Annotated in this window: 15 protein-coding genes, 1 tRNA gene and 2 pseudogenes; 13 read left to right on the top strand and 5 right to left on the bottom strand. The window is 57.5% G+C overall.

Annotation, left to right across the window (positions count from 1 at the left end):
* The first annotated feature begins 6 nt into the window (after positions 1-6).
* Positions 7-2,442: a ribonuclease R gene (rnr, locus tag ACFO24_RS09545; RefSeq protein WP_377738134.1), complete on the top strand. Its 2,436-nt coding sequence runs from the start codon at positions 7-9 to the stop codon at positions 2,440-2,442.
* A gap of 123 nt (positions 2,443-2,565) precedes the next feature.
* Here rnr and ACFO24_RS09540 read toward each other — a convergent pair whose 3' ends face one another.
* Positions 2,566-2,730: a DUF3149 domain-containing protein gene (locus ACFO24_RS09540; protein WP_377738133.1), complete on the bottom strand. Its 165-nt coding sequence runs from the start codon at positions 2,728-2,730 to the stop codon at positions 2,566-2,568.
* A gap of 170 nt (positions 2,731-2,900) precedes the next feature.
* Here ACFO24_RS09540 and ACFO24_RS09535 point away from each other — a divergent pair, with 170 nt between their 5' ends.
* Positions 2,901-3,362 (top strand): DUF2721 domain-containing protein, encoded by a 462-nt coding sequence (locus tag ACFO24_RS09535; protein WP_377738132.1) that lies wholly within the window; start codon positions 2,901-2,903, stop codon positions 3,360-3,362.
* A gap of 32 nt (positions 3,363-3,394) precedes the next feature.
* On the opposite strand, the gene ACFO24_RS09530 is transcribed toward ACFO24_RS09535, so the two are convergent.
* A complete protein-coding gene (locus ACFO24_RS09530) occupies positions 3,395-3,700 on the bottom strand; it encodes a hypothetical protein (RefSeq protein ID WP_207574665.1) in 306 nt (101 codons plus the stop codon).
* A gap of 268 nt (positions 3,701-3,968) precedes the next feature.
* On the opposite strand from ACFO24_RS09530, the pseudogene ACFO24_RS13340 reads away from it, so the two are divergent.
* Positions 3,969-4,574: pseudogene (locus ACFO24_RS13340) on the top strand (HAMP domain-containing protein); the annotation flags it as partial.
* A 126-nt stretch (positions 4,575-4,700) separates the two neighbouring features.
* Positions 4,701-5,399, top strand: a pseudogene (locus ACFO24_RS13335) (methyl-accepting chemotaxis protein); the annotation flags it as partial.
* 113 nt (positions 5,400-5,512) lie between these two features.
* Here ACFO24_RS13335 and ACFO24_RS09520 read toward each other — a convergent pair.
* From ACFO24_RS09520 to ACFO24_RS09510, 3 genes are all read right to left on the bottom strand, one after another.
* On the bottom strand, positions 5,513-6,946 hold the full coding sequence (locus ACFO24_RS09520; protein ID WP_377738130.1) for an ATP-binding protein: 1,434 nt from the start codon (positions 6,944-6,946) through the stop codon (positions 5,513-5,515).
* A complete protein-coding gene (ompR, locus tag ACFO24_RS09515) occupies positions 6,946-7,677 on the bottom strand; it encodes an osmolarity response regulator transcription factor OmpR (RefSeq protein WP_207574668.1) in 732 nt (243 codons plus the stop codon). Before ompR ends, ACFO24_RS09520 begins: the two co-directional genes overlap by 1 nt.
* Positions 7,678-8,018: 341 nt before the next feature.
* Positions 8,019-8,801, bottom strand: a complete 783-nt coding sequence (locus tag ACFO24_RS09510) for a 3-hydroxybutyrate dehydrogenase (RefSeq protein ID WP_377738129.1) — start codon at positions 8,799-8,801, stop codon at positions 8,019-8,021.
* An 84-nt stretch (positions 8,802-8,885) separates the two neighbouring features.
* On the opposite strand from ACFO24_RS09510, the gene ACFO24_RS09505 reads away from it, so the two are divergent.
* From ACFO24_RS09505 to ACFO24_RS09465, 9 genes are all read left to right on the top strand, one after another.
* Positions 8,886-9,815: an alpha/beta fold hydrolase gene (locus ACFO24_RS09505; RefSeq protein WP_377738127.1), complete on the top strand. Its 930-nt coding sequence runs from the start codon at positions 8,886-8,888 to the stop codon at positions 9,813-9,815.
* 99 nt (positions 9,816-9,914) lie between these two features.
* On the top strand, positions 9,915-12,128 hold the full coding sequence (locus tag ACFO24_RS09500; RefSeq protein ID WP_377738146.1) for a RelA/SpoT family protein: 2,214 nt from the start codon (positions 9,915-9,917) through the stop codon (positions 12,126-12,128).
* Between the two features lie 99 nt (positions 12,129-12,227).
* Positions 12,228-12,304 (top strand) — tRNA-Val (locus ACFO24_RS09495).
* A 54-nt stretch (positions 12,305-12,358) separates the two neighbouring features.
* On the top strand, positions 12,359-13,429 hold the full coding sequence (gene earP, locus ACFO24_RS09490) for an elongation factor P maturation arginine rhamnosyltransferase EarP (protein WP_377738125.1): 1,071 nt from the start codon (positions 12,359-12,361) through the stop codon (positions 13,427-13,429).
* 108 nt (positions 13,430-13,537) lie between these two features.
* Positions 13,538-14,092 (top strand): elongation factor P, encoded by a 555-nt coding sequence (efp, locus tag ACFO24_RS09485; RefSeq protein ID WP_207574672.1) that lies wholly within the window; start codon positions 13,538-13,540, stop codon positions 14,090-14,092.
* A gap of 196 nt (positions 14,093-14,288) precedes the next feature.
* Positions 14,289-14,714 (top strand): nucleoside-diphosphate kinase, encoded by a 426-nt coding sequence (gene ndk / locus ACFO24_RS09480; protein ID WP_207574673.1) that lies wholly within the window; start codon positions 14,289-14,291, stop codon positions 14,712-14,714.
* Positions 14,715-14,806: 92 nt separating this feature from the next.
* Positions 14,807-15,949 carry a dual-specificity RNA methyltransferase RlmN gene (gene rlmN / locus ACFO24_RS09475; RefSeq protein ID WP_377738124.1) on the top strand — a complete coding sequence of 381 codons (1,143 nt, stop codon included), beginning with the start codon at positions 14,807-14,809 and terminating at the stop codon, positions 15,947-15,949.
* Between the two features lie 132 nt (positions 15,950-16,081).
* Positions 16,082-16,837 (top strand): tetratricopeptide repeat protein, encoded by a 756-nt coding sequence (locus ACFO24_RS09470; protein ID WP_377738123.1) that lies wholly within the window; start codon positions 16,082-16,084, stop codon positions 16,835-16,837.
* On the top strand, positions 16,830-17,798 hold the full coding sequence (locus tag ACFO24_RS09465; RefSeq protein ID WP_377738122.1) for a helix-turn-helix domain-containing protein: 969 nt from the start codon (positions 16,830-16,832) through the stop codon (positions 17,796-17,798). The genes ACFO24_RS09470 and ACFO24_RS09465 overlap by 8 nt, the downstream gene beginning before the upstream one ends.
* The last annotated feature ends 2 nt before the right edge of the window (positions 17,799-17,800 follow it).

Below are 17,800 nucleotides of genomic sequence, written 5' to 3'. Positions count from 1 at the left end.
CTCAAATTGTATATTAAAAAAAACACCTCTCGCAATAATTCCCGCGAGTTTCAAAAAGAAATTGAAGGACAAGTGCAAGGCCACCGCGATGGCCATGGCTTCGTGCTGCGCAGCGATGGGCAATCGGACATCTATCTGCCGCCCAATGAAATGCGCGCTGTGCTGCACCAGGACAAGGTGCGCGTGCGCATCATTGGGCAAGACCGCAAAGGCCGCCCGGAAGGCCATGTGCTGGAAATTGTTGAGCGGCCCGTCAAACAACTCATTGGCCGCTTGCTGCAAGAAAGCGGTGTCTGGCTATTGGCCCCGGAGGACAAACGCTTTGGCCAGGATGTGCTGCTGCCGCAGGGGCCGGGGGAAGGTAAATCGGGCCAAGTCGTTGTTGTTGCCTTGACCGAAGCGCCTGCCCTGTATGGCCAGCCCGTGGGCAAAGTGATTGAGGTACTGGGCGAGGTCGATGACCCGGGCATGGAAATTGAAATTGCCGTGCGCAAATACAGCGTGCCGCATGTGTTCTCTGCGGACTGCTTGGCCGCAGCAGAAGCATTGCCCGACAAGGTCCTGGCCAAAGACCGCAAAGGCCGGGTGGATCTGCGCGATGTGCCGCTGGTCACCATTGACGGCGAAGATGCCCGCGATTTTGACGATGCCGTGTACTGCGAAAGCGCCAAAATTGGCCGCGCCAAGGGCTGGCGCTTGCTCGTGGCGATTGCCGATGTCAGCCACTACGTGCAAAACGGCAACGCCATTGACGTGGATGCCTACGACCGTGCCACCAGCGTGTACTTTCCGCGTCGGGTCATTCCCATGCTGCCGGAAAAGCTGAGCAACGGCCTGTGCTCACTCAACCCCAAAGTGGATCGTCTGTGCCTGGTGTGCGATATGCTGATTACCGCTGATGGTGATTTGCATGCCTACCAGTTCTACCCGGCGGTGATGAACAGCCATGCCCGGCTGACCTACACCGAAGTGGCCGCGATCTTGAGTAATACCCGGGGGCCAGAAGCGGCACAACGTGCAGATTTAGTCCCACACCTCCTGGATTTGCACGGGGTGTACAGCGCCTTGCTCAAAGCCCGCGAAGCGCGCGGTGCCGTGGACTTTGACACGGTGGAGACGAAAATCGTCAGCGACGAGGCGGGGCGCATCGAAAAAATTGTGCCAAGCCAGCGCACCCTAGCGCACCGGCTGATTGAAGAGTGCATGCTGGCAGCCAACGTGAGCGCCGGTGATTTCATCTTGCACAACCAGCGTTTGGCGCTGTTTCGAGTCCACGAAAAACCGTCCATCGAGAAGATAGAAATTCTGCGGGCTTACCTGAAAGCCTTGGCCATCCCTGCCAGCATCAGCGACCATCCCACCGCTGCTGAATTTCAAGCGATCGCCAAAGCCACGCACGACCGCCCAGATGCGTTGCAGGTGCACACCATGCTGCTGCGCTCGATGATGCAGGCTATGTACACCCCGGAGAATATTGGCCACTTTGGCTTGGCCTATGAGGCCTATACCCACTTCACCAGCCCCATTCGCCGCTACCCGGACTTGCTGCTGCACCGGGTGATCAAAGCCATCCTGGCCGACAAGCCCTACACCCTGCCAGCGCTGCCCACCCCCGGCGAAGCGCAGGCCAAGCTGGCCAAACGCTTGGCCGAGCGGGTCACGGCCCCCCAAAGCGCCCAGGCAACCCGTAGCCGCGTTGCTCAGGCGCAAATGCAAGGCTGGGAGGCCGCCGGCCTGCATTGCAGTGCCAATGAGCGCCGCGCCGATGAAGCCAGCCGCGATGTGGAGGCCTGGCTTAAATGCAAATACATGCGCGATTACTTGGGCGAAGAGTTTTCGGGCACGGTCTCAGCGGTCACCAGCTTTGGCCTGTTCGTCACGCTGGAGACGATGTACGTCGAAGGCTTGGTGCACATCAGCGAGCTGGGTGGGGACTACTACCGCTTTGATGAGATGCGCCAAGAGCTGCGCGGTGAGCGCACCGGCGTGCGCTATGCCATTGGCACCCGCATGCAAGTGCAGGTCAGCCGGGTGGACCTGGATGCCCGGCGCATTGATTTTTGCCTGGTGCAGGAAGAGAGCAAAGAGGGGAAAGAGGGCAAAGACCTGGCCGCTGCACCGCTGCCGCAACGTGGCCCGGGCCGCAGCCGGGCGGCGCGGCGCACGGCGGCCTTGCTACAGCAGCAAGAGCAGGAAGAGATGGCGGGGGCATTGATCCCCGATGCACGCTTTGATGAGGCCCTAGCCTTCGGAAAAGTGGGCAAGGCTGAGCAGCGCGTACCCTCTGGTGCGAAAACCGCGTCCACGCACAAGGCCGGCGGCGCTCAAGCGGTGAAGGCCAGCAAAGCCAGTGCCAAAGCCACCAAAGGCAAGTCGCTCGGTCGCGCCAGTGGCCAAGCGAAAGCCGCAAAAGACGCTGCTAGCAGCAAAAAACTTAAATAAAAAAAGAGCATCTACCGCTTTAAATACGTGGAATTCAAGGTGAAAACACCATGAATTCCATTTTTTATCAGCGGTAGAAGCTCTTTTTTAAAACTTTGCTTGCCTGCGCAAGCTAGAGAAAACTTAAGGCTTTGGCAAATTTGTTTGTGTTTTTTCCGGATCTTCACCTAAGCGGATTTTGCCGAGGAACAAAATTGTGAACCAGATCCACATGACGATCAGAAAAACGATGACCGCCAAGCTCATCAGTCCATAGTCGGTGGAGAATAAATCAATCAGCATTTGCATAGCAGCCCTCAATTTGTTTAAGTTGGTAGTGCCCTAAATATCCATGCTCTTAGTAGTTTTTTGTTTGACGCATATCAAAATTTAGGATTGACCCTAGAGTTGTGCTTTGCTGTGGCATTTGCTTACTATCGCTCCCCCTTTGCTGTGCAGTTCCTAGTATGAATCTTGGTATGGATACTTCAACCGTTGCCCAAAACGTGCAGCTGGCACTGGCTCCCGTCTTTTTTTTAACGGCTGTGGCGGGCATGATTGCCGTGGTTGCAGGACGGCTGGCCCGCATCGTCGATCGTGCGCGGGTGGTGGAGTTGGCTTTGGAAAATGCCAGTAAAACCACTGAAGTCGAAAAAAATTTGCGTGAGTTGCGTTACTTGCACTTGCGCGGGCGGTTGTCCAATGCCTCGATTGGGCTGCTGACCTTGTGCGGCTTTTTGATTGGCCTGACGATTATTTTTCTGTTCTTGGGGCAAGAGTGGGGCCTGCACGGCCAACGCATGGCGATATTTAGTTTTTTGGCTGGCGTGGTGTCGTTTATTGCGGCACTGATCGGCTTTTTGTGGGAAACCGTGCTGGCGATGCAGTTGTTCAATTCCAACGCTTTAGAAGTCGAGCGGCACATCCAGCGCGAAGGCTGAAATGGGCCGCAGGCAGGCAAGAGTGCGCAGCCTTAGTCCAGGCGTGCCAAGGCTTCGAGCAAGCCCCATTGATTGGCCAAAATTTGGTAGTGCGCGGTTTGTCCGGTTTTTTGGCTTTCCCCTTGAATAATCACCACATTGCCCATGGCTTGGGCTTTGGACGACAGGGGTTTGATTTTGTCGTATTGGTAGTTCTCAGCAATATCGCCCCGAAAATTAATGATTTTCGGGTTGCCCGATCCCATCTGCTGGGCATGGGTGCTTAGTGTGCGCTCGCGGGTTACTTCGCTCAGGCCCTGGGTGATGGCTTTATCAAGGGAAATAGGTGTGTCGGTCATCGCTGTCTCTGAATCAATAATCCCGCCATCATGCCAGTTTGCTGGGGCAATCCCAAGCCGTGAGGGCCTGGGCTAGGGAAAACATGGTCGAATGCTGTGGCAAATTTCAAACGCCCGCCGCGATGCCCTTGGTGGGCGTTTTTGCACGCAATTGGTGAAATCACCAATGCGACCGATGGGTTGTTATTGTCCACTCTCGCCTTGTTTAGCACGGTCGTGCTTTTGCTGATGAGGAGAGATTCTGGTGGCCAAAAACAAGCAGGGCAGGATGCCCCATTTGAGCGTGACGCAAAAGTTGTGGCTGGGCGTGGCCACCATGGTGGTGGGCTCGATTGTGATTGCGGGCATGGCGGGGGTGCAATCGGCGCAGCACCAAAAAAGCTTTACAGCGCATGAGCAGGAGATTGAGGGCTTGGTCCAGGCGCTGCAAGCCAGTGCGCAAACACCGCAAGACAAACTGCAGTTGCAACAGGTGCAGCAGTTGCGTGAGCAGGCCTTGCAGCAGCGCCAAAAAATCTTCGCTGCCGATGGCGATGCCACCAGTCAGATTGCGCAAACCTATTTGCCTGCAGCGCAAGCTTATTTGCAGGGGATTGAGGGGTTGGTGCAGCACACAGGCCAAAGCTTGGCGGCACTGCGTTCAGAAATGGGAGCGGCCCGCCAAGGCGTGGTGCGCGGTGCCGTGATTAACATGCTGGTTTTGTTGGCCTTCATTGCGCTGGGTGCTTACCAATTGATTAATGGCATCCGGCGCGACTTGCTGCAGGCCAATGCTGTGGCAGGGCAAATTGCCGCAGGGGATTTGGCTGTGGCGGTGCAGGTGCAGCGCCAAGACGAATTTGGCCAGTTGCTGCAATCGATGCAAAGCATGAGTGGCTCGTTGGCGCAAATGCTCAGTGAGGTGCGTGATAGTGGCGACACGATTGCTTTGGCCAGTGCGGAAATTGCAGGTGGCAACCACGATTTGTCTTTGCGCACAGAGCAAACCTCCAGCCATTTGCAGCAAGCGGCAGGGGCTGTGCAGGCACTGGTGCAAACCTTGCAAACCACGGCGGATGGGGCGCAGCAGGCGGCTGAGTTGGCCGGCCAAGCGTCCAGTGTGGCCCAGCGTGGCGGGGCAGTGGTGGGGGAAGTGGTGGCGACGATGCAGGACATTCATGCCCATAGTGAAAAAATTGCGGACATCACCAGCGTGATTGACAGCATTGCGTTTCAAACCAATATCCTGGCCTTGAATGCGGCGGTTGAGGCGGCCCGGGCGGGTGAGCAAGGGCGTGGTTTTGCCGTGGTTGCGGCCGAGGTGCGCGAATTGGCCCAGCGCAGCGCCCAGGCAGCGCGGGAGATTAAACAGTTGATTCAGGATTCTGTGCAGCGTGTGGCCGATGGGAGGCGGCTGGTGGATACGGCCGGCAGCACCATGAGCGAAGTGGTGCAAGCAATTTACAGCGCCAGCACGGTGATGCACGGTATCAATGCCAGTGTGGCGGCCCAGCGCGATAGCGTGGGGCAGGTGCATGCGGCGGTGGGCGCTTTGGATCAAATGACGCTGCAAAATGCGGCCTTGGTCGAGCAAAGCGCGGCGGCCGCCAGCAGCATGCACCAGCAATCGGAGCAATTGCGCGGGTTGGTGCAGCGCTTTCATTTGGCCGATGTGGCCTATGCCTTGCCTGCGGTGCAGCCGACGTTGCGCTTGGCGTGAGCGCAGGCGCAAGCCAGGCTGGCTGTGAAATAAAAGGAGCGTTTTGCGCAGTATTTATAACAAATTAATTGGTTTAACCCTTGAATTTGTTGATAAATATGCGAAAGCAGCTATTATTTTTGAATATCCGCCTCTACGCCGGGCGGAAGCTGGCGCTTGATGGCGGGCCGCTGCAGACGTTGCTCGGTTTTTTGGCCCAGGTCGCTGGCGCGGCGCAGGTGAATTTGTGCTTCCATCCCGCCCCCTTCGGCGTTTTGCAGGGTCAGATGGCCGCCCATGCGCTGCACGGTTTTATCGACGATCGACAGGCCCAGCCCCGCCCCGGCGGCGGCCGTGCGGGCGGTGTCGCTGCGGAAAAAGGGCTCGATCAGCTTGGCTAACTGTGCGGGCGGTACACCGTTGCCGTGGTCGCGCACTTTTAGGCGCACGTGGCGGTGGCGGATGTCCACCGAGATATTGACCTGGGCAATATCGGTGTCTGGTGTCTTGCCGTAGCGCCGTGCGTTTTCCAAAAGGTTGGAGATCACCCGTGCCAGCTCGACCTCGTCGGCCAAGACGGCGCAGTCCTCTGGAACCTCCATGGTGATTTGCAGCTCATGGTGGTTTTGCACGGCGTACATGCAAGAGGAAACCACTTGATGCAGATTGATGGGAGTGAGATGGACGTGGTCGGGGCGGGCGTAGTCCAGAAACTTATCAATCGTTGCATCCAGCTGGACGATGTCGGCAATCATGTGCTCCCGCGCGACATCGTCGGTCACGCTCATTTCGGTTTCCAGGCGCAGGCGGGCCAAAGGGGTGCGCAGATCGTGGGAGATGCCCGCCAGCATGACGGCGCGGTCTTGCTCTAGGCTGGCAAGTTTTTGTGCCATGCGGTTAAAGCCGATATTGACTTCGCGGATTTCACTGGTGGCCGCCTCTTCATCCAGTTGGCTATCGAGAAAATCACCTTCACGCACCCGGGTGGCTGCGTAGCGCAGCTGTTTGAGGGGTTGGTTAATGAGCCGGGCAATCATGGCCGCGCCAGCAAAAGACAGCACCACGGCCACCATCAGCCACAGCAGCCAGGTTTTTTCTTCGGGCAGGACGGGAGGGGGGCGCTGCTCCAGCAACAGCCAATGGGGTCGGTCGTGAATGTCAAAGCCGATCCAGGTTCCGGTTTGTCCGTTCACATCGCTGGCCAAAATGGTTTCTGGGCCTAGGCGCTGGCGGATGATTTCGTGCAAGTACTGGTTGTCATGAGTCACTGCCATGGGCTTGAAGCTGTCGCTGGGCTTGCGTTCGCGAATGCGCAGCCCCTCTTGATCCGCCAGGGTTTTAAGCAAGGCTACCTGGGTAATGCCATCGGCATGCTCCAGCGCGGCACGGCTGAGATTGACCAGCGAGGCCGTTTGCTCTGCCGCCAGCAAATCATGGGGCTGGGCGTTGAAGGCGCGCAAAGCCTGCAGCCACCCGCCAGTGCTGGAGAGCATCAGCACGGCGAGTAAAAAAAAGGTGCGCCAAAAGAGGCTGAGCTCTACTTTGCGCCAACTGGGCTTATTGGGCATTAGTGCGCACCATCTGGAACAAACACATAGCCCACGCCCCAAACGGTTTGGATGTAGCGCGGGTTGGCGGCATCCTCTTCCACCAGTTTGCGCAGGCGTGAGACTTGCACGTCCAGGCTGCGGTCAAAGGGCTCGAATTCACGTCCTCGGGCCAGCAAGGCCAGTTTTTCGCGTGACAGGGGTTGCCGGGGGTGGCGCACCAAGGCTTTGAGCATGGCAAATTCCCCAGTGGTGAGCGGTTGTTCTTCGTTATTTTTCAGTAACACGCGGGTGCCCAAGTCCAGGCAGAAGGGGCCAAAATTAACCACTTCATTCTCGCTACTGGGGGCCCCTGGCGCTTCTGGTTGTGGGCGGCGGCGCAAAACGGCGTGGATGCGGGCCAGCAATTCACGGGGGTTAAAAGGCTTGCCCAAGTAGTCATCGGCCCCGACTTCCAGGCCGACGATGCGATCGACATCTTCGCTTTTGGCGGTCAGCATGATGATGGGGGTGCGGTCGTGGGCCGCGCGCAAGCGGCGGCAGATGGACAGACCATCTTCACCGGGCATCATCAAGTCCAGCACGATCAAGTCGGCACTTTCACGCAGCAGCAAGCGGTTGAGGGCTTTGCCATCTTCGGCAATCGAGACTTCAAACCCTTCTTGGGTCAGATAGCGGCGCAGCAGGTCGCGGATGCGTGCATCGTCATCGACCACAATGATTTTGTCGGTGCGGCTGGGGGAGGTAGACATCTCAAAATCCTTTCAAACGGGCAGCATCTGTAACATGCGCCAATTGTGCCGGGTTCTGTGGTTACTAATTGTTATTTTCTGTTTGCCTGACTAAAAGTTACATAAATTGCCAAATACTAAGAACGTGTTCATGATCTCGAATGAAGGTGTGGGGGATGCGGTTCGGGATGGGTTGCGAGGCGCAAACCACAGCAATAGCTTGGCTATTGCGAGGATTTGCAACGACGCAGACCGCCCGAAGCGGCGCCCGCACACCCATGAGGAGATCGTGAACACGTTCTAAGAAGGCCTGCACCTTGGTGCAGGCCTTTGTGCGCAGCGACAAAAAGGGGGCCGTGCGCTTACTGCGCAGCCCAGCCACCGTCCATGTTCCACGCCACACCGCGCACGTTGTTGGCGGCCGGTGAGCAGAAGAAGACGGCCAAGCCGCCCAGCTCTTCGGGGGTGGTAAATTGCATCGAGGGCTCTTTTTCCCCCAAGAGCAGTTTGGTGGCTTCGGCGTTGGAGATGCTGTGCTCAGCCGCTTTGGCATCCACTTGCTTTTGCACCAGGGGAGTCAGTACCCAGCCGGGGCAGATGGCGTTGCAGGTGACTCCTGTGGTGGCATTTTCCAGGGCCGTGACTTTGGTCAGGCCCACAATGCCGTGCTTTGCGGCGACGTAGGCGGATTTTTGGGCAGAGCCGACCAAGCCATGCACGGAGGCAACGTTGATGATGCGCCCCCAGTTGGCTTGCTGCATGGCAGGCAGGGCCAAGCGGGTGGTGTGAAAGGCGCTGGAGAGGTTGATGGCCAAAATCGCATCCCATTTCTCCACCGGAAAGTCTTGCACCGGGGCCACATGCTGAATGCCGGCGTTGTTTACCAAAATATCCACCCGGCCAAAGCGCTCAGCGGCAAAAGCCATCATGGCGGCAATTTCGTCGGCTTTGCTCATGTCGGCACCGTGGTATTCGACTTGGATGGCACGCTGGCCGGCCGCTTGGCGTACGGCCGCGATGGGGCCTTCAGTCTCACCAAAGCCATTGAGGATGATGTTGGCACCTTGGGCGGCCAAGGCTTGGGCAATCCCCAAGCCAATGCCGCTGGTGGAGCCAGTGACTAAAGCAGTTTTTCCTGTGAGCATGATGACTTTGCCTCTCTTTGATAGCAGCAGAATGAATTACGATGAGGCATTCATTATCAAATGCCCCATGGCATGTTTTCTACCATGATTGAATCTAGGCTGAACTACGTAATGTGCCCCGGTGCCGCCCGCGCCGTCCCGGGCGGGGAAGACGGTGTGACTCAGCACCGTGTGGGCTATTGGGAGTGGAACCAAACCGGTCAGGTGGACCATCCGCATGTCATTGTTTGTGTCCATGGATTAACCCGGCAAGGACGTGATTTTGATGTGTTGGCGCAGGCGCTCAGCCACCATGCACGGGTGATTTGCCCCGATATCGCAGGCCGTGGCCAAAGCGACTGGCTGGCCGATCCGATGGCCTATGGCGTGCCGCAATACGCATTCGATATGCTGGTGTTGCTCACGCAGGTGCATGCCCAGTACCCCATTGCGCAGCTCGATTGGGTGGGTACCAGCATGGGCGGTTTGATTGGTATGGCGGTTGCTGGAACCCCAGACTTGGCCTTGCCGGTGCCGATTCGGCGTTTATTGCTCAATGATGTTGGGCCGCGCTTGGAGTGGTCGGCGCTGCAGCGCATTGGCACGTATGTGGGCCAGTCGCCCCGCTTTGCCTCGGTGGAGGAAGGTGCCGCCTGGCTGCGGGTGCAGTCGGCCGATTTTGGGCCGCATACCGATGCACAGTGGCTGGCCTTGTCTGAGCCGATGCTGCGCCCTGGGCCTGAGGGCGGATTTGTCTTGCACTACGACCCCAAAATTGCCGTGCCGATGCAAGGCATGACCCAGGAGCAGGTCGTGCAGGGTGAAGCCTTGCTCTGGAATTTGTATGACGCGATCACCGCGCAAACGCTGGTGCTGCGCGGTGCAAAATCGGATTTGCTGACCGCTCAGACGGTGCAGGAAATGGCCCAACGCGGCCCCAAAGCACACAGCGTGACGCTTGAATGTGTGGGGCATGCCCCTACATTGGTGCAGCCAGAGCAAGTGGCGCTGGTGAAAGAATTCTTATTTAGGTAAATAAATGCCCTGTTGTAACTTTGGCATCCACCCGGGGCGTGTATGCGCAGCGTAACCTCCTTGCCTCCCACAGTGGGAGAAAACGTCACGCCCCCCAATGTGATTGCCCAGCCGGTTCAGCCCGTGGCCGATGTGCCAGATTTAATCGCGGCGACGGCCAATTCAATTCCGGGACAGGTCAATGCTTTGCTGCGGGCCCGTACCTTTGCCGAGCCCTTGTTGGCGGGTGAAACCCTTTCTACTGGCGAAGGCACCTTGGCCCACGCCGATGCCGTAGCGGCAATTTTGCAAGGCATTGGCGGCTCAGAAACCATGCAGGCGGCGGTGTATCTGGTGTATGCCAGCTTGCACTTGAATAAGCCCCTGGAGGTGCTCACCAAGGCGTTTGGCCCGCACTTTGCCTCTTTGGCGGTGGAGACTGTCAAGCTCATGCGCGTGCAGCAGCAATCGCGCAATGCCGAGCGCTTGGTGGCCCAGGCGCAAAACCCAGGCTTGCAAACCGAGACCGTGCGCAAAATGCTGCTGGGTTTTTCGCGTGATGTGCGGGTGGTATTGCTGCGCTTGGCCTCGCGCCTGCAAACCTTGCGCTGGTATGCGGCCAGTAAGCAAACCATCGCTCCGGCCATGGCGCACGAGGCTTTGCATGTGTTTGCGCCCCTGGCCAACCGCTTGGGTATTTGGCAAATCAAGTGGGAGATTGAGGATTTAGCATTTCGCTTTTTGGAGCCACAAACTTACCGTGAAATTGCCAAGCTTCTGGATGAAAAACGCGCTGAGCGCGAGGTGTACCTGGAGCAGCTGCGCCATAAATTAGAGGCCCAATTGCGGGCGGCAAGCATCAGTGCCAGCGTGCAAGGGCGGCCCAAGCACATCTATAGCATTATCAAAAAAATGCGCGGCAAGCGCCTGAGTTTTGACCAGCTGTTTGATCTTCGGGCCTTGCGTGTGGTGGTTCCCACGGTGAAAGATTGCTACACCACCTTGTCATGGGTGCACCAGCATTTCAAGCCGATCGAGTCGGAGTTTGACGACTACATCGCCCGCCCCAAACCCAATGGCTACCAGTCGTTGCATACCGTGGTACGTGATGAAAATGGCAAGGCCATTGAAATTCAAATTCGCTCTCAAGCCATGCACGACCATGCAGAAAATGGTGTGGCTGCGCACTGGGCCTACAAAGAGGCGGGGACCAAGGGCTATGCCGGAGTGAGTGCGACCGGGCAATACGATGCAAAAATTGCTGTCTTGCGCCAGCTGCTGGCCTGGGGCAAGGATTTGTCCGAAGACCCAGCGCACAAAGGGCTGTTTGACGATCGCATCTATGTGCTGACCCCAGATGCAGCGGTGATTGAGTTGCCGGAAGGGGCCACTCCGGTGGATTTTGCCTACAGCGTGCACACGGATTTGGGCCACCGCTGCCGGGGCGCGCGGGTCGATGGCAACATGGTGCCGCTTAATGCAGCACTGAAAAGCGGGCAGACGGTAGAGATCATCACCGTCAAAGAAGGCCGCCCTTCGCGCGATTGGCTCAATTCTGATTTAGGTTATTTGCATAGCAACCGCGCCAAGGCCAAGGTGCGGGCTTGGTTCAATGCCCAGGCCACGCACGAAACGGTGGCACGCGGGCGCGAGTCGGTCGAAAAACTCCTGCAGCGCGAAGGTAAAACAGCACTCAAACTGGACGACTTGGCACTGCAGCTGGGTTTTAAATCGGCCGATGCCTTGTTTGAAGTGGTGGGCAAGGATGAGTATTCCCTGCGCAATATTGAAACCTTGCTGCGACCCGCTGAGTCGGCTGCGCCGGACACCGACCCCCAATTGCTGGTGCGCAAACCCCGCACCAACCAAGGGAGCAAAGGAGGGGTGTTGGTAGTGGGGGTGGATTCTTTATTGACCCAGTTGGCCAAATGCTGCCGCCCGGCACCGCCAGATCCGATTGCCGGCTTTGTCACGCGTGGCAAAGGCGTGAGTGTGCACCGCACCGATTGCACCAATTTTCGGCAAATGGCCGCCTGCAACCACGAGCGGGTGATTGATGTGGCATGGGGCGCAAGCAATGCCAGCGCTGACAGCAAAGCCGCTGTTTACCCTGTGGATGTGGCCGTGCAAGCCAGCGACCGCCAAGGCCTGTTGCGAGACATCTCTGAGGTCTTTGCCCGGGAGAAAACCAATGTCATTGGTGTGCAAACCCAGTCGCTTAAAAATGTGGCGTGGATGACGTTTACCGTCGAAGTCTCGGATGCTGTGCGCTTGGCCAAAGTGCTGGCGTTGGTTGCGGGCGTGCCCGGTGTGCGCTCTGCACGCAGGCGATAAACGCAGGGCAGATCGGCTGCAAACACGGATAAATGAATAAATCGGTATTTTTGAAAAATCATCGAAAAAGTGGTGCTACAATTCGATCTTCGCAACGACAGGCGCGTAGCTCAGTTGGTTAGAGCACCACCTTGACATGGTGGGGGTCGTTGGTTCGAATCCAATCGCGCCTACCAAATTATTAAAAATCCCGCATTAAAAATTGCGGGATTTTTTTTTGCCTATTTTTTATGGATCATCCAGTTCTGCGTTGGGCTATTTTCTGTCAAGTTATTGATAATTTTGGCGATATCGGCGTTTGCTGGCGGTTGGCGGCCGATTTGGCCCAGCGTGGACATGCCGTATGTTTGCGGGTGGATGATTCGGCTGCCTTGGCCTGGATGGCCCCGCAGGGTACCAATGGGGTGCAGGTGCTGCCCTACGATGCGCCATGGAACGATGCGCAAGCGCCCAATGTGGTCATTGAAGCCTTTGGCTGTGAGGCGCCGCCTGCGTACTTGCTCGCCTTGGCCCAGCGACCGGTGCCGCTCATTAATTTGGAATATTTAAGCGCTGAAGGCTATGTGGAGCGCTGCCACCGCCTGCCGTCCCCGATTTTGCAAGGCCCAGGGCAGGGCTTGGTGCGCTGGTTTTTTTATCCTGGATTTACGCCAATGACCGGCGGTTTGCTGCGCGAGCCTGATTTGCCGCAGCGCCAGGCGGCGTTTGATCGCCAGCATTGGCGCCAGCAGCAGGGCGTGCGTGCTCAATCTTTGGCGATCTCTTTGTTTTGTTATGAACCGGCGGCCTTGCCGGAGTGGTTGCAACAGTGCGCAGCCCAGCCCGATTGGCAGTTGCTGGTGACCCCAGGGCGGGCAACTGCGGCAGTGCAAGAATATTTAGATAAAAATGCTGCTTATCCCTTGATGGATAAGCGTAAGCAGCTCTTATTTTTAAACCCCTGCAGCCAAGCTGAGTTTGATCATTTGCTCTGGGCCTGTGACCTCAATTTGGTGCGGGGTGAAGATTCATTGGTGCGGGCGCTGTGGGCGGGCCAGCCGTTGGTGTGGCACATCTACCCGCAAGAGGATGGTGCCCACCATGCCAAGCTGCAAGCGTTTTTGGATTGGCTGCAAGCCCCGGCCAGTTTGCGGGACTTTCACTGGGCCTGGAATGGCATGGCGGCCTCCGATACCTTGCCGTTGCTTGACCACGCCATGCTGGCGCAGTGGCGCGCTTGCACCGTGGCCGCGCGCCAGCGTTTGCTGGAGCAAAACAGCCTTATTGATCAACTGCAAATGTTTATTGCTGAAAAAAGTTAAAATCCGCAGCTTTTGCTGACCGTGGGTCATGCCTTTGCATGTTTTTACGTCTTTGGCCGGTGCGGTTGCTCTTTCTCTTTATTCCCTTTTTTCCTCTCTAGTTAAATTATGAAAATCGCTCAAGAAATCCGCGCTGGTAACGTCATCATGAACGGCAAGGATCCAATGATTGTTCTGAAAACCGAATACGCCCGTGGTGGCCGTGGCGCGGCAACGGTGCGCATGAAGCTCAAAGCCTTGTTGGGCAACATGGGCACCGAAGTGGTGTTCAAGGCCGACGACAAAATCGACAACGTGGTGCTCGACAAGAAAGAGTGCACCTACTCTTACTTCGCCGATCCTATGTACGTGTGGATGGACGCTGAGTACAACCAGTACGAAGTGGAAGCCGAAAACATGGCCGATGCCCTGAACTACCTGGAAGATGGCATGACCGCTGAAGTCGTGTTCTATGACGGCAAAGCCATTTCGGTCGAGCTGCCCACCATCGTGGTGCGTGAAGTGACTTGGACCGAGCCGGCTGTCAAAGGCGACACCTCGGGCAAAGTGCTCAAGCCCGCCAAAATTGCCACCGGCTTTGAAGTGGCCATCCCCTTGTTTGTGGACCAGGGCGACAAGATTGAAGTGGATACCCGCACCGGCGAATACCGCAAACGCGTGTAATCAGCGTGCCCAGCACGGCTGGAACGAAAAAAGGCTTCCGCAGGGAAGCCTTTTTTATGTGTGGCCGGATGGGGGGTATGTGGGCTTTTGTAAGCATTTCGGATAAAATCGCCCGCTTTGCTAACTAGGCCTAAGTGCTTTTGTTGTTCTTGCAAAAAAGATGTTTAAGATTTTTTTACTCTAGGAAAAATATTTCATGGCCCTCGAACGTACCCTCTCGATCATCAAACCCGACGCTGTTGCCAAGAACGTGATCGGTCAAATCTACGCTCGTTTTGAAGCTGCTGGCCTGAAGATTGCGGCTGCCAAAATGGCCCACCTGTCGCGTGGCGAAGCCGAGCAGTTCTACGCCGTGCACAAAGAGCGCCCTTTCTTTAAAGATCTGGTGGACTTCATGGTCTCCGGCCCCGTGATGATCCAGGTGCTGGAAGGCGAAGGCGCCATCCTGAAAAACCGTGAGCTGATGGGTGCTACCGATCCCAAGAAAGCCGAAGCGGGCACCATCCGTGCTGACTTTGCTGACAGCATCGATGCCAACGCCGTACACGGCTCGGACGCTGCGGAAACTGCCGCTGTGGAAATTGCCTTCTTCTTCCCCGGCATGAACGTTTACGCACGTTAATTTTTTGCGCTGACAGCAAAAAGCCCCATGCGGCCTTGGCGCTGCATGGGGCGTTGCCTTTTGGTGCGCGCACTTGCGCTGGCATGGGCATCATGACCACTACTACCACGACTTCCTTGACCAATCTTTTGAATTTTGATCTCCCAGGCCTGATTGCGTATTGCCAGGAGCTGGGGGAAAAACCTTTTCGCGCCACGCAGCTGTTTCGCTGGATTCACCAGCGCGGGGCGCCCGACTTTGCCCAGATGACCGATCTGGCCAAGTCGCTGCGCGAAAAGCTCACCGCCCAGGCCCGCATTGAAGGCCTGAAAATCCTCACCCAGCAGGAATCGCGCGACGGCACGATCAAGTGGCTGTTTGATGTGGGCGATGGCAATGCGGTCGAGGCGGTCTTCATTCCCGAGGACGATCGCGGCACGCTGTGCGTTTCTTCCCAGGCCGGGTGCGCGGTGGGCTGCCGTTTTTGCTCCACGGGCCACCAGGGCTTTAGCCGCAACCTGACCAGTGGTGAAATCATTGCCCAGCTGTGGTTTGCCGAGCATTTTTTGCGCCAGCACTTACAAACTTCTGAGCGTGTTATCACCAATGTGGTGATGATGGGCATGGGCGAGCCGCTACAAAATTATTCGGCCTTGGTGCCGGCCTTGAAAATCATGCTGGATGACCATGGCTACGGCCTGTCGCGCCGGCGGGTCACCGTGTCCACGTCTGGGGTGGTGCCGATGATGGAGCGCCTGGGCCAGGATTGCCCGGTGGCCCTGGCGGTGTCGCTGCACGCGCCCAACGATGCGCTGCGTGATTACTTGGTGCCACTCAATAAAAAGTATCCGCTGGCCGAATTGCTCCAGACCTGCGAGGACTATTTGCAGTTTGCCCCGCGTGACTTTGTCACCTTTGAATATTGCATGCTCGATGGCGTGAACGACCAGCCTGAGCACGCACAGCAGCTGATTGACTTGGTACGCCAGTACGGCAACGGCAAGGCCTGGTGCAAACTCAATTTGATTCCGTTCAACCCCTTTCCCCAGTCGGGGCTGCAGCGCTCGAGCAATGCGGCAGTGCAGCGCTTTGCCCAGTTGCTCACGCAGGCGGGCATCGTCACCACCGTGCGCAAGACGCGCGGCGATGATATTGATGCGGCCTGCGGCCAGTTGGCCGGCGACGTAAAAGATCGCACTGGAGCGGCTGACCGGATGGCAAAGCAACGTACTATTCGCATTCACCGCACCCACTAGGGTTTTTTGGTTGTTGAAAGTGAAAGGATCTTCATGTCTGCAGCGTTTGTCCCCTCTCGGTTGCTGCCCTCTGTGTTGGCTATTGCACGTCGATTGCAATCGGGCTTAAGCGTTGGGATATTGGCTGCAGCCATGGCCGGTTGCACTACCACGGGGGCGATGCACGATAGTGCAAGTGCAGTGAGCACGGGAATCGACACCGAGTCCGAGGTTTATCGCCTGGCCAACACCCGATTGCAACTGGGGGCCATGCACTTTCAAGAAGGGCGCAATGAAATCGCTTTGAACGAAGTGACGCGCGCTTTGCAGGTGTACCCGGAGTATGTCGATGCGCATAACCTGCAGGGCTGGATTTACATGGCCGAGCGCGATTACCTCAAGGCCGATGCCAGCTTTGACCGTGCGCTCAGACTGCGCCCGGGGGACCCCAACACCCGTTACAACCAAGGCTGGTCGCAGTGCCAGCAAAAGAATTTTGATATGGCCCAGCTGCACTTTGATGCGGCCTTGGCTGCCAGCCGCTTTGCCAACGAGGACCGTGCCCGCACCTTGTTGGCCAAGGTGGTGTGCCTGCGCCAGGCGGGGAGCAAAGAAGATTTGCTGCCGTTGATGGCCCAGGCCTATGAATTGAACCCGGGCAATCCGTCGATCGCGCTGAACTATGCGCAAGTCTTGTTTGACCAAGACAATGCCCAAAAAGCGCGTTTTTATGTGCAGCGGTTGAATAACAGTGAAGGGGTCAGCGCCGCCTCTTTGTGGCTGGGGATCAAGGTTGAGCGCAAGCTGGGCGACAGCGTGGCTGTGCGCCAATTGGCGGGCCAGCTGGTGCAGCGCTTCCCCACTTCGCCAGAGCGTGAGAAGTTTGAGCAAGGGACGTTTGATGAGTGATTCGATGTCAGCGGCGACAGAAACAGCGTTGCCACAGGAGGTGGCGCCTGCCGCAGCGGTATCTGCCGGTGCCTTGCTGCGCCAAGCGCGCCAAGCCCAGGGGGTGGCGCTGGAGGATTTGGCGGCGACGTTAAAAGTGCCGGTCGAAAAACTCCAAGCCCTGGAAGATGAAGATTGGCAGCGCTTGCCCGATGTGGTCTTTTTGCGTGCTTTGGCGCAAACCATCTGCCGCACTTTGCACCTGGAGGCTGCGCCGGTTCTGGCATTGTTGCCGCAGCAAAAAGTGACGGCCCTGGCACCACAGGGCGGGCTCAACGCCCCCATGCGCGAGCGTGGCGTGCCATCGATTCTGGCTACCAACACCAAGCACTCCCCTTGGCCTTGGGTGGTGTTGTTGCTGATTGTCCTGGGTGGGGGCGGCTACCTTGGGGTGCAGTGGATGGCACCAGAGTGGGTGCGTGGCGTGTCCACCACGGTGTCTGCCCCGTCCGACCCGGCAGGCGACAGCCCCTTGTTCTCCCCTGCCGTGCCCGAAGAAGGCGATGGGGGCGGTATGGGCAATATGGGCGATGTTGCCCAGGCCGGCGAAGTCCCCACAGTTCAAGCGGCGGCTTTGATGCAGCCTGCCTTGCCGGAGGAAGAGGGCGCTCAGCCCGGCTTTGCAGCTCCAGCTCCAGCTGCTGAGCCAGCAGCGGCACCAGCAGCGCAGGCAGCGGCCAGCGTGAGCCCTGTGCTGCGCATTACCGCCAAGGGGGCCACCTGGGTGCAGGTGTTGGATGCCCAGCAGCGCCTGCTGATTGAGAAAATTTTGCAAGACGGCGAGGTGTTCTCCACCTCTGCCCCCAAGCCGCTGACGGTGGCGGTGGGCAAGGCCGATCTGGCGACGGTGGAAGTCAATGGTGCCCCGTTTGATGTGCAGGCTGTGGCCCGCAGCAACGTGGCCCGTTTTGAGGTGAAGTAACA

This window comes from Comamonas denitrificans (assembly GCF_042654745.1).
Lineage (GTDB): Bacteria > Pseudomonadota > Gammaproteobacteria > Burkholderiales > Burkholderiaceae_C > Comamonas > Comamonas denitrificans.
The sequence above is the reverse complement of the archived record's forward strand: the minus strand, read 5'-3'. Positions and strand labels throughout refer to the sequence as shown.

Coding starts and splice junctions, on each gene's coding strand:
- rlmN (WP_377738124.1), top strand. CDS start 14,807: ATGACCACTACTACCACGACTTCCTTGACCAATCTTTTGAATTTTGAT.
- ompR (WP_207574668.1), bottom strand. CDS start 7,677: ATGTCTACCTCCCCCAGCCGCACCGACAAAATCATTGTGGTCGATGAC.
- ndk (WP_207574673.1), top strand. CDS start 14,289: ATGGCCCTCGAACGTACCCTCTCGATCATCAAACCCGACGCTGTTGCC.
- ACFO24_RS09470 (WP_377738123.1), top strand. CDS start 16,082: ATGGCCGGTTGCACTACCACGGGGGCGATGCACGATAGTGCAAGTGCA.
- ACFO24_RS09540 (WP_377738133.1), bottom strand. CDS start 2,730: ATGCAAATGCTGATTGATTTATTCTCCACCGACTATGGACTGATGAGC.
- ACFO24_RS09505 (WP_377738127.1), top strand. CDS start 8,886: ATGATTGAATCTAGGCTGAACTACGTAATGTGCCCCGGTGCCGCCCGC.
- ACFO24_RS09530 (WP_207574665.1), bottom strand. CDS start 3,700: ATGACCGACACACCTATTTCCCTTGATAAAGCCATCACCCAGGGCCTG.
- earP (WP_377738125.1), top strand. CDS start 12,359: ATGGATCATCCAGTTCTGCGTTGGGCTATTTTCTGTCAAGTTATTGAT.
- ACFO24_RS09510 (WP_377738129.1), bottom strand. CDS start 8,801: ATGCTCACAGGAAAAACTGCTTTAGTCACTGGCTCCACCAGCGGCATT.
- ACFO24_RS09465 (WP_377738122.1), top strand. CDS start 16,830: ATGAGTGATTCGATGTCAGCGGCGACAGAAACAGCGTTGCCACAGGAG.
- ACFO24_RS09520 (WP_377738130.1), bottom strand. CDS start 6,946: ATGCCCAATAAGCCCAGTTGGCGCAAAGTAGAGCTCAGCCTCTTTTGG.
- ACFO24_RS09535 (WP_377738132.1), top strand. CDS start 2,901: ATGGATACTTCAACCGTTGCCCAAAACGTGCAGCTGGCACTGGCTCCC.
- efp (WP_207574672.1), top strand. CDS start 13,538: ATGAAAATCGCTCAAGAAATCCGCGCTGGTAACGTCATCATGAACGGC.